General features: G+C 68.7%; 13 protein-coding genes and 4 pseudogenes. 7 read left to right on the forward strand and 10 right to left on the reverse strand.

What is annotated here, in order from left to right:
* The 4 genes from ACFYP3_RS35405 to ACFYP3_RS35420 form a co-directional block, all read right to left on the reverse strand.
* Positions 1–438 (reverse strand): transposase (locus tag ACFYP3_RS35405; protein ID WP_388841981.1); only part of this gene is annotated, 438 nt, incomplete at its 3' end.
* A 491-nt stretch (positions 439–929) separates the two neighbouring features.
* Positions 930–1,253: a hypothetical protein gene (locus ACFYP3_RS35410; protein WP_388841983.1), complete on the reverse strand. Its 324-nt coding sequence runs from the start codon at positions 1,251–1,253 to the stop codon at positions 930–932.
* The gene (locus ACFYP3_RS35415; protein WP_388841985.1) at positions 1,250–1,618 is read right to left on the reverse strand and encodes a DUF6247 family protein; all 369 of its coding nucleotides are present in this window, start codon (positions 1,616–1,618) and stop codon (positions 1,250–1,252) included. Before ACFYP3_RS35415 ends, ACFYP3_RS35410 begins: the two co-directional genes overlap by 4 nt.
* Before the next feature lie 37 nt (positions 1,619–1,655).
* Complete coding sequence (locus ACFYP3_RS35420; RefSeq protein WP_388841987.1) at positions 1,656–1,853, reverse strand: type II toxin-antitoxin system prevent-host-death family antitoxin; 198 nt, start codon at positions 1,851–1,853, stop codon at positions 1,656–1,658.
* 440 nt (positions 1,854–2,293) lie between these two features.
* On the opposite strand from ACFYP3_RS35420, the gene ACFYP3_RS35425 reads away from it, so the two are divergent.
* On the forward strand, positions 2,294–3,016 hold the full coding sequence (locus ACFYP3_RS35425; RefSeq protein WP_388841989.1) for a hypothetical protein: 723 nt from the start codon (positions 2,294–2,296) through the stop codon (positions 3,014–3,016).
* A gap of 123 nt (positions 3,017–3,139) precedes the next feature.
* Positions 3,140–3,267 (forward strand): annotated as a pseudogene (locus ACFYP3_RS35430) (IS5/IS1182 family transposase); the annotation flags it as partial.
* Positions 3,268–3,439: 172 nt separating this feature from the next.
* Here the strand turns inward: ACFYP3_RS35430 and ACFYP3_RS35435 are convergent.
* Positions 3,440–3,850, reverse strand: a complete 411-nt coding sequence (locus tag ACFYP3_RS35435; RefSeq protein WP_388841991.1) for a hypothetical protein — start codon at positions 3,848–3,850, stop codon at positions 3,440–3,442.
* Between the two features lie 299 nt (positions 3,851–4,149).
* Here ACFYP3_RS35435 and ACFYP3_RS35440 point away from each other — a divergent pair, with 299 nt between their 5' ends.
* Positions 4,150–4,458 (forward strand): hypothetical protein, encoded by a 309-nt coding sequence (locus ACFYP3_RS35440; RefSeq protein ID WP_388841993.1) that lies wholly within the window; start codon positions 4,150–4,152, stop codon positions 4,456–4,458.
* Between the two features lie 401 nt (positions 4,459–4,859).
* On the opposite strand, the pseudogene ACFYP3_RS35445 reads toward ACFYP3_RS35440, so the two are convergent.
* A pseudogene (locus ACFYP3_RS35445) lies at positions 4,860–5,414 on the reverse strand (SDR family NAD(P)-dependent oxidoreductase); the annotation flags it as partial.
* A 231-nt stretch (positions 5,415–5,645) separates the two neighbouring features.
* Here ACFYP3_RS35445 and ACFYP3_RS35450 point away from each other — a divergent pair.
* From ACFYP3_RS35450 to ACFYP3_RS35460, 3 genes and pseudogenes are all read left to right on the forward strand, one after another.
* On the forward strand, positions 5,646–6,035 hold the full coding sequence (locus ACFYP3_RS35450; protein WP_388841995.1) for a hypothetical protein: 390 nt from the start codon (positions 5,646–5,648) through the stop codon (positions 6,033–6,035).
* A 96-nt stretch (positions 6,036–6,131) separates the two neighbouring features.
* Positions 6,132–7,693: pseudogene (locus tag ACFYP3_RS35455) on the forward strand (phytoene desaturase family protein).
* Positions 7,694–8,010: 317 nt separating this feature from the next.
* Complete coding sequence (locus tag ACFYP3_RS35460; RefSeq protein ID WP_388841997.1) at positions 8,011–8,970, forward strand: MBL fold metallo-hydrolase; 960 nt, start codon at positions 8,011–8,013, stop codon at positions 8,968–8,970.
* Between the two features lie 105 nt (positions 8,971–9,075).
* Here the strand turns inward: ACFYP3_RS35460 and ACFYP3_RS35465 are convergent, their stop codons facing one another.
* The 4 genes from ACFYP3_RS35465 to ACFYP3_RS35480 form a co-directional block, all read right to left on the reverse strand.
* Positions 9,076–9,285 carry an I78 family peptidase inhibitor gene (locus tag ACFYP3_RS35465; protein ID WP_388841999.1) on the reverse strand — a complete coding sequence of 70 codons (210 nt, stop codon included), beginning with the start codon at positions 9,283–9,285 and terminating at the stop codon, positions 9,076–9,078.
* A gap of 187 nt (positions 9,286–9,472) precedes the next feature.
* Positions 9,473–10,063 (reverse strand): hypothetical protein, encoded by a 591-nt coding sequence (locus tag ACFYP3_RS35470; RefSeq protein ID WP_388842001.1) that lies wholly within the window; start codon positions 10,061–10,063, stop codon positions 9,473–9,475.
* Positions 10,064–10,672: 609 nt separating this feature from the next.
* Entirely contained in the window at positions 10,673–10,972 is a 300-nt protein-coding gene (locus ACFYP3_RS35475) for a hypothetical protein (protein ID WP_388842003.1), read from the reverse strand.
* A gap of 19 nt (positions 10,973–10,991) precedes the next feature.
* Complete coding sequence (locus ACFYP3_RS35480) at positions 10,992–12,209, reverse strand: RNA-guided endonuclease InsQ/TnpB family protein (RefSeq protein ID WP_388842005.1); 1,218 nt, start codon at positions 12,207–12,209, stop codon at positions 10,992–10,994.
* 75 nt (positions 12,210–12,284) lie between these two features.
* Between ACFYP3_RS35480 and tnpA the strand changes: the two are divergent.
* A pseudogene (tnpA, locus tag ACFYP3_RS35485) lies at positions 12,285–12,659 on the forward strand (IS200/IS605 family transposase).
* Positions 12,660–12,817: the final 158 nt, after the last annotated feature.

The following is a 12,817-nucleotide window of genomic DNA, read 5'->3' on the forward strand; positions in this document are numbered from 1 at the left end:
CGCATCGACGTCCTCTTCGCCATGCTCCGAGACGGCACCTTCTACCAGCCGCCCACACCGGCTACGGCTTGACCAAAGCCATAGAGGCACCTTTTTGGCCCTCACGTGAGCCGAGTCGAGGACCGCGCGGGACAGGTCGAGGAGGCCGGCGTCGTCGAGTCGGTGCAGGATCTCCTCGTGCAGCCGGCCCCACACCCCGGCCCTCGACCAGATCAGGAAACGGCGGTGGGCTGTCGACTTCGATACCCCGAAACAGGGCGGCAGCGACCGCCAGGCGCACCCGCTGACCAGCACGTAGATGATGGCCGCGAACAGCGTCTCATCAGGCGTGTCCTGCGTCCCGCCGCCCTGCGGCCGAACCTTCGACGGCGGGATCAGCGGCTCCGCGATCTCCCACAGCCCGTCTGGAACAATCCAACTCCACGTGCCCCGCCCCATACCGACGTCAACGACGCCTCACCACATAGGACACGGTCTTAAAGGGTGTTGCAGAAGGCTCGGATCGGGCAGGCCTGCTGAGGACGGCGTCCCGGCCCCGCGGCGCGCATGGATTCGTCGTCCTGCCCCGACACTGGAAAGTCGGCTGGATCATAAAATCCCGCCGCAACGTCCGGGACTTCAACGGCTCCCACACCGAAGCCCACTTGACCTGGCACTGGAGGACCGTTCCCGCGGGAGCAGGGTCGACCTCATGGTCGAGGGATTCCGTGTCCGCCATTCCGGACCTTCCCCGCAGGCGCGGGGTCGATGCTTACCGGGCCGGCCCCGTCAAGCGGTCGCCCAGACCATCTTCTCAGGCACGGGCATCGCAAGCCCTCAGCCAGTCCCTGACCAGGGCCTACGTTGTACCGGCTACGGCCTCACCCTCTACGCCCGGCCAGCTCGCTCTCGGCACTTGGAACAGCGCCGTGTCCGCTACGACCGGACGGTCAGGCCCAGAACGCGTCGGTGACGGTGATCTGGGGGTCGGTATGGCGGCGGGTGAAGGTGAAGATGAGCCAGCCCCGGCCCCCGGCGAGGTCGGCGATGTGCGGGCCGCCGGGACTGGTCGAGGCCAGGGGGCGAACGGTGATCCAGTGCGGCAGGAACACATCGGCGTCGATACCCCGGTAGTAGGGGTCCGGGGCGGTGATCAGCTCTGCGCGGGCTGACAGGACCAGCTGCCTGCCGTCCTCGGGCATGCTCTCGAGTTCCTGGAGCGCCTCTGCCGTCCAGTCCATCTTCCAGGGCGGGAGTGGGAGCTCCTCGGTCACCGACCGGGCTCCACGACAGCCGCCTGGCGGCGCAGCCGGCTGTACTCGGCCAGGAGCCGGGCGGACTCCTCACGGTCCGCGGACTTCGCAGCGGCGGCTTCGAGGTCGCGCAGGTGGGCTTCCAGGCCCGGGTCGCGGGCAATGGCGTACTGGGTCCACCACAGGCGCATGAAGGCCGGTACCGGAGTGAGGCTGAACGCGTCGCCGATCGCGCGGCGCCAGTGAGCCTCGAAGTCCGGCAGCAGATGCGGGGCGTGTTCCTGGATGGCCAGGCGCAGGGCCTGCGGGGTGCGTTCGGGCATCGGCGGCACCTGGCGGGGCTTCTCGCCGCCGGGGCCGTCGAAGTGGACGGGCTGCGCTGTCATGACGAGGGACTCCTGGTCTACCTACGGTCCGGCCCTTTCAGGCGGCACTCTGGTCGGCGCCGGGGACCGACGGGCGCTGGGCCACGTACTGCTCGAACCACTCGGCCGGCACCAGGTAGGCCAGGGTCTTGCCCTTGCGGGTGATCGCGGCAGGTTCCCCCGCGATCCGGGTGCGGTCGAGGATCTCGCCCATCTGCTTGCGGAGGTCGATCGTCGTGTACGTCTTCGGCTCCATCCTCCCAACCTACCCCATCTATCATAGTTGCGATAGTTCACCTCCGCGCCACAAACCCCTGCCGGACAGATCACCGACGACACCCTCGCACTCAACCCGCAGGCGCGAGGCCGACCGCAGAATCCGGGGGGACCGAACCATCCCCGCAGGCGCAGGCCCGACACCTCCTTCAGCTGAGCCAGGAGCTTGATCCGTGGACCACCCCCGCAGGAGCGGGGTCGACAACATGGTGGTGAACGCGCTGCTCACGGCCTCGGGACCATCCCCTCGGGCGCGGGGTCGACACTCTCTGATCTGGGGCTTTATCGACTCAGCCGGCTGTTTTCATTCAGTTGTTTTGGGGGCGGCCGCAAGGTCCAGCCATCGAAATCGGCTGGCCGCCAGTGGTCGCTCCCTGCGCTGCAACAGCCCAGCGAACAGCATGGGCGCGGTGGCCGGGTGTGATCGAGGAGAGACAGGATTTTCCTCAATGGTATGTCCGGGCCCGCACGGTCGAAGTGGACTTTCGCTTCAGTTCCACACGGGCCGTATGTGGCATGGAAAGGAGAAATCGTGACAGCGAGCAAGCACATGCAGATGATCCAGAGCGGGCCGAGATTTGGGAGCTCGGATACTTGTCCGGCTTTCAAGACCCAAGCGGCTCCGACTTTCTTCCACTGTCACAGGAATTACTGGAGGTCTATACCCAGGGGGTCGACGCCGGCCGAGATGACAATGCCCAGAGTCCCACGACCTGGCTGCCGCGGTCGGATCTCGAAGGTGAGTCAAGCGATGAATGGATAGAGCACATCGTCATTGAGGGCATCGCCAGGGTTGCGGAGCACATTTACAAGAAGGAGGTTTTCGGACTCATTGGTCTGGTCATCGCAGTGCTGGGGATTCCGACCGACACACCCATGCACCCGCTCGAGGACGATTTTCTTGAGCCATACACAGGACCGGATGACGACCCGAACGTCACCTTCATCGCGATGTGCCCTCGAACAGATCACCCCATGCCTGCCATTGGCACGACGGTCGACGGATACTGGACAGGGGCGCCGATGAGCGATTTCGGCGATGCGCTTAAGGAGACACTCGACCGCGGCCATCGCGAATCTGGCGTGGCACGGTGTAGCACGACCGACAATACCTATGGGCTCGTGTGGGCAGCAGCGCAGTAACGGGTGACTTCAAGGGGAACGGTAAACCGGACATCCTCTGGCATGACACCGATACCTCGAACCCCAGATTTTTTGTTTATGAACGTCAACCAGAAGGCGCGCCGCGCAATTGTTTTCACCACGGCCCGAGCACCCGTTGAACGCGCCATGGCCCTGCTGAAATCCTGGCGAATCTTCCGAAGATCCCGCATCAGCCCCAACCGCATGACGTCAATCGCCAGGCAGTCCTCACCCTGGAGTGGCAACGCTGAAAGAGCTCAGTGCGAAGCCTATCTGGCGCGGGTGACAGATCACGGGGACTGACGTGTACGGTCACCACCGGCGTCTGGCATGGCGCACGTCCCGTCGGTCCCAGCACGCAAGGACTTTTGGGAGTCGTGTCCACGTTCCGGCCTGGGGTAATTCGATGGCAGGGCGGGCCGGTCAAGAGACCTCGGATTGCGTGGATGACTTTCTGACTTTCTCCATTTTCATGCTGGTGTCGAGGTGTCGGATGTCGTCGTCCATGACGATGACGTGCGCGAACGCGTCCCGTACATGCGGAAGCGGCGCCGTTCGACGTGCAGATGGAGGTGCACCCTTCTTGTAGGCCTCCGAGACCCTGCGTACGGAAAGCCCTGCTTGTGCGGCGGGTTGTGAACCCAGCGGATCGGGCCTGGCCGTGGTGCCAGATCGATATCCGAACGCGGTGTTCTTGACCATGAAGTCGTCGGCGTACGGCATGTCGTCGAATGCCTCACGCGAGAGCCGGTCCGGTTCGACCTGTCCCTTTCCACGGGGATCAGCTTGGAGATTTTGCTCTTGAAGGCGCTGATGTCCCACGAAGTACGGCATGTCGCCGTCATGCGGACGAAGATGGCGCCACGGCCCCAACCTCTGGTTAAGCTCGTCGAAAGCGTGCACATTGAACGTGGTTGTTCACGAGGACCAGCCCTCAACGTTCGAGGACGGCACCCTGATCACAGGGACGCAGACCGGTTCGGCTGACGCCCCGGGCCGTAAGCACCCCCAAACCCGTGGAATCGCCGGGCTGGCCGGTGTGTGAGCGCGAGAGGACGCTCACGGGGGTGTTTGCTGGGGGGCGCGGGTCCCCGCCCGCAGGGCCGTGTCAGGCACGAGGAGGCAGCGGAAGCATGAAGTTCGCACAGATCATCGACTTCGAGACCGAGCGTATCGATGAGGTACACGACGTGCTGCGCGCGTACGAGGAGCAGGCGCGCTCGGAGGGCCGGACCGGCATCCCCGTCGCCCGCACCCTGCTGAAGGACCGGGCCAACGCCCACCGCTACCTCGCCGTGGTCGAGTTCGACTCCTACGAGAGCGCCATGGCCAACAGCGACGCTCCCGAGACCAAGGAGTTGGCGCAGCGGCTCTCGACGCTGATGACCAGGCCGCCCGTCTACACCGACTGCGACATCCAGGACCAGCAGACCATCGGCTGATGAGCGGCGAGCCGAGCGGTCCTAGACCCGACGCTTCCCGAGCGATCTGGTCGCCCTGCAGCAGACCTGGACGAGGACCTTCAACACCGTCGCGGGCAACCCGCCCGCTCAAGCCCACGACCTGCCGATGGAGCTGCTCTGCCTGAGCCTGCGCCTCGACGCCCGCCCTCACTGGGCGACCAGGCCGAGGCCTGATCATGCGCATGCGCGCGCATGATCTGCTCTCACTCCCGGACGCGATGACAAGTGACCTCGGCGAGGCGGAGAGCTGCGCTACCGCCGGGAGATGGCCTGGTCGAGCGGACCGGCGGCCGTGCCGCTGGGGTCACCGTTGACGTGGCCGTGGTCGCGCTACTTCCAACCGCACCTACTCACAGCACGGAGCGGGTTCATCACACGATCCAGTTGATGTAGGCGATGCCGACACCGACTCCCTCGGGGGCGAGTTCGGCGCGCAGGGCGTGGGCTCCTGCCTTGGAGGCGCAGTAGGCGCTCATGAGCGGCGCGGTGCCCATGGCGGCCAGCGAGGTGATCTGGAGGTAGTAGCCGCCCGTGGTGAGCAGCGCGGGGAGGAAGGAGCGGGCGGTCACGGCGCTGCCGATGAGGTTGACCTCGATGACGCGCCGCCAGGTGGCCGGGTCGGAGTCGGCGAAGGGGCCGCCCTCGGCGACACCGGCGTTGTCGATCACCACGGAGGCGGGGGCGAGCCGGGCGGCCACGCGCGCCGCCGTGTCTGCCATCGCCACGTCGTCGGTGACGTCAGCCTCCCACCAGGCGGCTTCGTGCTGCAGCGAACCGGCGATGCGGGCCAGCCGCTCGGGTTCCAGTCCCAGCAGGGCCACCGTCGCGCCCCGCCGGTCGAGTTCCCGGGCCAGGGCGGCTCCCAGGCCGCGGGCGGCGCCGGTCACCACGGCGACGCGGCCGTTCAGCGGACTCCGCCGTGTCTCGTGTGCCATGCGTCCTCCCGGGTGTGCGGGGCGGAGCTGCCCGGGATCGGCCGGACCCTTGAGACTGCCCGGGCGCGTACCGGTGTCACCGGCCCGGCTACCCCGGGAGGCTCAGCGGACACCTGCGGGGCCGCGGCCGCCAGCGCGGGGGCGAGATCGTATCTACGCTGGAAGTGGTTCTCCCCCTGGTGGAGAAGCGGGGGCCAGGAGCGCGACGCCGGAGAGGCGGCGAGTACAGCCATGGCCAAGCAGCCGAAACCGTCCCAGCCGCGGCATGGAGAAGGGCCCGGCCCGTACCAGGGCACCGAGCAGCACGGCTGGTCGCCCGATGTGGACTCGACCCGGCAGCAGGACAACCCGAGCGCGCACCGCTCGTTCCATGCCGAGGAATACGCCCCCAAGAAGGGCCCTGGCCGCACGGTGTCCAAGGAAGAGGAGGGCAATCCGCACGGCAAGCCCGTGAAGAGCACGAGTGACCGCGGCGAGGAGCAGAGCAAGGGCGGGCACCAGGACGGCATGCACGACACCGGCCCCAAGGGTCGGTCCCGGCGCCCCAGCGGCACCAGGGACGCGTCGGCCGTCACCGGCGTCGACCCGCAGGACCCCCCGGGAAAAAGTCCGGCGCACTGAGCCGGCCACTGCGCGGGGCACTGCTGGAGATCCGCCACCAGGGCATGCCCGGCCGGCCGGCCCAGGTCGTGGAACGAGAACGCACCGGAGCGCACCGTGCCTGATGCGGTGGTGATCGGCGCCGGACCCAACGGCCTGGTGGCCGCGAACCCGCTGGTCGACGCGGGCTGGAGCGTCGAGGTCCTGGAGGCCCAGCCCGAGCCGGGCGGCGCCGTACGTAGCGACCGCGGCGTGCACCCCGACTACGTCTCGGACGTCTTCAGCGCCTTCTACCCCCTGGCGGCCGCCTCCCCCGTCCTCGCCGGACTCGACCTGGCCGCCCAGGGGCTGCGGTGGAGTCACGCCCCGCGCGTCCTCGCCCACCCCCTCAGGGACGGCCGGTGCGCCGTTCTGGAGCGCCGGGTGGAGGAGACCTCGGCCGGGCCGGCCGGGTTCGCGGCTGCCGACGGCGACGCCTGGCGGGCCCTGTACGACGCTTGGACCCGCATCGGCCGGACCTGGGGAAGGCGCTGCTCACGCCGCTTCCGCCGGTACGGCGCATCGCGGGAGGGCTGCGCCTCGTCCGGAAGCTGGCCCTGCCCGTGCGCCGCCTCGGCGAGGAGGAGTTCGCCGGGGACTGCGGCCGGCTGCTGCTGGCCGGCAACGCCCTGCACGCCGACCTGGCGCCGGAGGCCGCCGGGAGCGGGGGCTTCGGCTGGCTGATGTCGATGCTCGGCCAGAGCCACGGCTTCCCGGTCCCCGTCGGTGGCGCCGGGGCCCTCACCGAAGCCCTCGTACGACGGCTGCGCAGCCGCGGCGGCGTCCCTGCGCTGCGGGGAACGCGTCGCATCCGTCGTCGTCCGGGGCGGCACCGCCGTCGGGGTCAGGACGGCGGGCGGGGAAACCGTCGGCGCGCGCCGGGCCGTGCTCGCCGAGACATCGGTGCCGACCCTGTACCGGGAGCTCGTCGGCGAGGAGCACCTGCCGGCCCGGCTCGTGCGGGACCTGGAACGCTTCCAGTGGGACTTCGCCACCTTCAAGGTCGACTGGGCACTGACCGGCCCGGTGCCCTGGACGGCGCCCCAGGCCTCCGGGGCGGGTACGGTCCACGTGGCCGACGGTGTCGACGGTCTGACTCGGTTCGCGGCCCAGATCGCCGTGGGACACGTCCCCGACGAGCCGTTCGCCTGTTCGGCCAGATGACCACCGCGGACCCCAGCCGCTCGCCCACAGGCACCGAATCCGCCTGGGCCTACACCCACCTCCCGCAGCGCGTCGTCTCCGACGCGGGCCCCGACCGCATCACCGGCCGCTGGGACACCCGGGAGCAGGAGGCCATGGCCGACTGGGTCGAAGCGCAGGTGGAACGGTACGCACCGGGGTTCCGCGCGCTGATCGGGGCCCGCCGGATCCTGTCCCCCACCACCCTCCAGGCCCTGGACGAGAACCTGCACAACGGCGCCGTCAACAACGGCACCACCGCCCTGCACCAACAGGCGGTCTTCCGCCCGACCCCCGGCACCGGCCGGCCCGAGACCCCCGTCCGGGGGCTCTACCTCGCCTCCGCAGCCGCCCATCCCGGCGGCGGCGTGCACGGCGCGCCGGGCGCGAACGCCGCCCGGGCGGCCCTGCGCGCGCACGGTCTGCGCGCGCTCCTCCACCACGCCCAGCGCGTCTGACAAAGCCGCCGCGGCCGGGGGTCCTCAGTCCGGCGGCGCCGCCGGGTACGGTGCGCCCTCGGCGGCGGAAGCCCCACACCCGGTGACCACCATTTCCGAGCCCTCCGGCATCGGCGCGCTGTCCTGAGATCATCAAGGCCCCGAGCGAGCAACACGAACCGAGGAGCGCCATGGCAGCGTGGTGGCGGGCCCGGTGTCCGGCTGACGCCGTCTGTTCGGCACTCGGGGTTGCGCGGCGGGAAAACCGCGGGGCGCGTCGGCGGGGCGTCGCTAGGATCGGCCCCTCACCCGATCATGGCGGTCCGACGGAGGCACCGATGACCCTGGCCCCGGCGCGGACGCCCGCCCATCCCGAACGGCTGGAGCGAGGACACCCGTTCCGCCAGTGGAAGACCTGGCGCATATCGGGGAGCGAGCTCACCCTGACCGGGTACTCGCGCGCCAACGACAAGACGTTCTTCCACGTCCCGGAGTTGCGCTGCGCGCTCGACGCGGGCCTGGCGGAAGGGCGTCAGCCGGAGACCGTCTTCCTCACCCACACCCACCACGACCACTCCAAGGACCTCGACTACCTCGCCGCGCGGGCCGGCGGTGTCGACATCCACCTGCCCGCCGCGTCGGCGCCCTACGTGGAGACGTTCCTGCGGGCCTCCGCCGAACTGAACCACGGCCCCGCCTACGATCCCTCGCTCGCCGCGGGCTGCCGGCTGCACGGGGTGCGCGGGGGCGACGAGTTCACCTTCGGACGCCGCGGCCACCGGGTGCGGGTGGTGGAGTGCGTCCACAAGGTGCCGTGCGTGGGGTACGCGTTCTCGGAACCGCGCAAGGAGCTGCTGCCCGAGTACGAGGAACTGCGGCGCGGCCTCGCGGAGCAGGGCCGGGGTGCGGAGTTCGGCCGTGTCCTCGCGCGGCGCCGCAAGGAGGGCGCCGAGGTCGAACGAGAGGTGTTCCGGCCGTTGTTCGCCTTCCTCGGGGACACCCACGTGAGCGTTTTCGAGGACAACCCGTGGCTGTTCGAGTACCCGGTGATCATCACCGAGTGCACGTTCCTCGACGACGCCGAGCTGGCCCGGGCCGAGCGGGTCGGACACACCGTGTGGAGCCGGCTGAAGCCCGTCGTCGAGGCCCACCCCGACACCCTCTTCGTCCTCACCCACTTCAGCCTGCGCCACTCCGACCAGGACGTGCTCGACTTCTTCCGCGACGAGCGGCCCGACAACGTACTGCTGTGGGCGCACCCGGAGAGCCGGCTGCCGGAGCAGCACCAGCACGGCTGACGGACGCCGGATCCGGGGTTCGCGTGGACGAGTCGCGGCCCGGCCGGACTGACCTGGCCGGCGTGGTGTGGCCGGCGTGGTGTGGCCGGGGCCGCACGGATGAGGTCAGCCGCGCCAGGCCCTTCGTACGCTGCCGTCCTCGACCTCGAGGTTCAGTCGGCCTTCGCGGTACTCCATGGTCAGGATCGTGCCGGGCGGGACCGTGCGCACAGCCGTCCAGCCGCGCGCCCGCGCCCGGCGCTCGGCCTCGGCGGCGTCGAGACCCACGTAGCGCGCCGGATCATCGGCGGAGGGTGAGGAAGCGGAAGCAGTCATGACCCTCACCTGCCCGGGAGGCCGACCGCGGAACCATCGCACGTGGCCATTCAGGCCGAAGCCCCTGGGGCCCGGCGGGCCTGACAGGGGCTGATCAGCTGCATGGCGTGCACTGCGTGCACTGGTATGAGCGCGAGGAGCTATGGGGTTATGGGGCTAACGGGAGCTGCGTCGCGGGTCTCAGGTTTCAGGCGGAAGCGGCCAGACTTGCTTCCATGGGCACCTCATCGGTCTCCGTCGCCGGGGTCTCCGTGCCAGGGGTCTCGGTGCCCGGAGTTTCCGTGCCAGGGGTCTCCGTACCCGGGGTCTCCGTACCCGGCGTCTCGGTGCCCGGAGTTTCGGTGCCGGGGGTCTCCGTGCCCGGAGTTTCCGTGCCGGGAGTACCCGGCGTCTCCGTACCCGGAGTTTCCGGGGTCTGGGGGGTTTCCGGGGTCTTGGGGGTTTCCGGGGTCGGGGTGGGCTTTTCGGGCTTGTGCTCGCAGTAGACGGTGCCCTGGTAGAACTTGCAGCCCGGCATGTTCTCGACGTCCTTGATCTTGCCGTGCTTCTTGCCCTGGTTCTTCTTGCCGTGCTTCTTGCCCTTGTGGCCTCGGTTGTCTTTCTTGCCCTTGCTCTCATGACCGCTCTTCGCGTGGTCGGCGACCAGCGTGATCGACTCGCCGACCTGCGGCGCGGCCGGTGCAGCGAATGCACTGGTGGGCAGCAGTACGCCTCCTCCGACGATCGCGGCCGAGACGGCGAACATCGAGAAACGCTGCTTCCGAGAAGTGCGAGCCATGAGAATTACTCCAATAAGAGGGGATGGGGGAAGGAATCGAAGGACAGTGGCGAAATGTCCATTTTGTCCGTCTGGTTAAAAGACTGACTCCCGCACTTCACGACGCTGTCCGCCGACTGTCACAGGCGCGTGACAGGCCCCCCGGGCGACGGGAGCGCGGCGAGTTCGCCCAGGGCGCGGGCCGCCGGCGCCGGGTCGAAAAGCCGATTCAGATGGCTGCCCGCCAGCGTGCGGACCTCGTACGAGTTGCCCGGCATCAGCTCGTCTCCATCGCGGATCAGCCGGTCCTGGAGGCGCCGGCCGGGCGGCGGTGGTCGTGGTGCCCGCGCCGCCGTGGTGGACGACGGCCGCGACCCGGCGGAACAGGGCCTCGTGGTTGACGTCGCCGACGGCGAAGCAGTCGTCCGAGTCGTCCACCAGGGCCAGGCCGGCCCAGCCGCGGGAGACGAGCACGAGGCGGCCCTGCGCGCGGGCCGCCTCGACGGTGGTGCGGGCGATGTCGGTGGCCGTGCTCATGGGCATGCTGCCGAACCCGACGTACACCGGTGGGGTGCCGTCGTCCAGGAACGCCTCCAGGTCGGCGGGCAGGGGGCGCTCGCCGGGCAGGATTCACGCGCCGGTCTGCACGAGGTCGAGGTCGGTCAGGTGCTGCCACGGGGCCAGGACCGGGTCCGCCGCCAGCCACGGCCGTTCGGTGAAGACGTAGTCGCGGACGTTGTCCACCGGGTCAAGGCCGAGCGCCGGGCGGTGGGCGTTGAGGGGCTGGAGGTAGAGGGCGTTGACCTTCTGGACGTCCAGGTCCCACCGGGCCTGGTGGTCGGTCATGTCTGGCGGAACCGGCGGGCCGGGCCGCGGCGAGGGCAGGTAGTGCGCGGAGGGCATCTCGAACGGGTGGAAGGCGGCGTACACTTGATTTCCGCTCCTCGCCCTAAAGGGCGGGGATTCCTACCACGGTCGGTTGACCGTCTCGGTGGGTTCCTGTTTCTTCGCGCTGTGCCGGGACGAGTCCCGGTCTTACCCGCGCTCCGCAGGCCGTGACCGCCAGTCCGGCGGCCTTGGCGACGTTGATCGCCGCGTTGATGTCCCTGTCGAGGACGGTCCCGCATGCCGCGCACGTCCACTCACGGACGTTCAACGGCTTCGGTCCGTCTTTGACGCCGCACTGCGAGCAGACCTGAGAGGTGGGTTCGAAGCGGCCGATGCGGGTGAAGGTGCGCCCGTACCGGGCTGCCTTGTACTCCAGCATTGTGAGGAAGCTGGACCATCCGGCGTCGTGTACGGACTTCGCGAGGCGGGTGCGGGCGAGTCCCTTGACCGCCAGGTCTTCCACTGCAACCGCTTGGTTCTCGCGGATGATCTTCGTGGAGAGCTGGTGGTGGAACTCGCGCCGCGCATCGGCGGTCCGTGCGTAGGCACGGGCAACCCGGATCCGGGCCTTCGCCCGGTTGCTGCTGCCCTTGGCCTTGCGAGACAGGTCCCGCTGAGCCCGCTTCAACTTCTTCTCCGCCCGGCGCAGGAAACGCGGACTGCCGATCTTCGTGCCGTCGGAGAGGATCGCGAAGTGGGTGAGCCCCAGGTCGATGCCGACCACAGGCACCGCGGCGGGCAGCGTCTCGCCCTGGCCGGTCTCGACGACGAACGAGGCGAAGTACCGGCCGGCGGCGTCCTTGACCACCGTCACCGTGGACGGGACGGACGGCAGGGCACGGGACCACTTCACCCGGACATCGCCGATCTTCGGCAACGACAGGTCACCACCCGCAGTGATCTTCCACCGGGCGTTGGCAGTGAAGCGGACGGTATGCCGGCTGTCCTTCCGCGACTTGAACCGGGGCACGCCCATACGCGGACGCTTCCCCTTCAAGCTGTCGAAGAAGTTCCGGTATGCGGCGTCCAGGTCCCGGAGGGACTGTTGCAGCACCACCGCCGACACCTCGGAAAGCCAAGCCCGCTCCTCCGTCTGCTTCGCCGCCGTGACCTGCTTCGACAACTCCGCCGACGTCACAAACGGCAACCCCGCAGCGCGGGCGGTCTCACGAGCCCGCAGGGCATCGTTGTAGACCACCCGCACACACCCGAACGCCCGTGCCAACGCCGATCGCTGAGGACCATTCGGGTAGAGGCGAAAGCTGTACCGAAGCTGCACACCCATGACCGTACTCGAGTTGGTTATGGGTAAGTATCAGAACATCAGAACACTTGCACAGGCAGACACTGCGCTATCGGGCCCTCCACGCCCACCTGGTTTTCGTGACGACGTACCGGCACAGAGTCTCCACCGGCCAGCACCTGACACGCTGCGAAGAGAGCATGCGCAGCGTCTGCACACACTTCGAAGTCAATAGGGTCGAGTTCAACGGCGAGAACAACCACGTCCACCTCTCGGTGAACCTCCCACCGAAGGTCGCCCTGTCCAAGCCGGTCAACAGCTTGAAAAGCGTCAGATCCCGCCGGATGCGCCGGAGTACGCCGACCTGGTCAAGCACTACTGCGGGCACAGCGACTCGGGTCCGGATCATACTTCGCCGGGTCGGCCGGCGGAGCGCCACTGTCGATAGTCCGTCAGTACATCGAGCAGCAGAATCGTCCGCTATGACCTGCGGGTCACAGCAGCCCTGAGAATCGCTTCACCACCGCCCTTAAGGACGGCGCACTGCGATTACTGAGGTTTTCAGTGTGGGGTCGGTGGGTTGAGGGGCAGGCCGGTGGCGGTGAGGCAGCCGTCGATCAGGTGGGGTCGGAGCTGGATTCTGC

It is taken from the genome of Streptomyces sp. NPDC005533 (assembly GCF_042871845.1).
In the GTDB taxonomy this organism is placed as follows: domain Bacteria; phylum Actinomycetota; class Actinomycetes; order Streptomycetales; family Streptomycetaceae; genus Streptomyces.

Excerpts from the sequence above, each read along its gene's own strand:
- ACFYP3_RS35415 (WP_388841985.1), bottom strand. The coding sequence starts at position 1,618 with ATGACAGCGCAGCCCGTCCACTTCGACGGCCCCGGCGGCGAGAAGCCC.
- ACFYP3_RS35420 (WP_388841987.1), bottom strand. The coding sequence starts at position 1,853 with ATGGAGCCGAAGACGTACACGACGATCGACCTCCGCAAGCAGATGGGC.
- ACFYP3_RS35435 (WP_388841991.1), bottom strand. The coding sequence starts at position 3,850 with ATGCCGTACTTCGTGGGACATCAGCGCCTTCAAGAGCAAAATCTCCAA.
- ACFYP3_RS35440 (WP_388841993.1), top strand. The coding sequence starts at position 4,150 with ATGAAGTTCGCACAGATCATCGACTTCGAGACCGAGCGTATCGATGAG.
- ACFYP3_RS35450 (WP_388841995.1), top strand. The coding sequence starts at position 5,646 with ATGGCCAAGCAGCCGAAACCGTCCCAGCCGCGGCATGGAGAAGGGCCC.
- ACFYP3_RS35460 (WP_388841997.1), top strand. The coding sequence starts at position 8,011 with ATGACCCTGGCCCCGGCGCGGACGCCCGCCCATCCCGAACGGCTGGAG.
- ACFYP3_RS35465 (WP_388841999.1), bottom strand. The coding sequence starts at position 9,285 with ATGACTGCTTCCGCTTCCTCACCCTCCGCCGATGATCCGGCGCGCTAC.
- ACFYP3_RS35470 (WP_388842001.1), bottom strand. The coding sequence starts at position 10,063 with ATGGCTCGCACTTCTCGGAAGCAGCGTTTCTCGATGTTCGCCGTCTCG.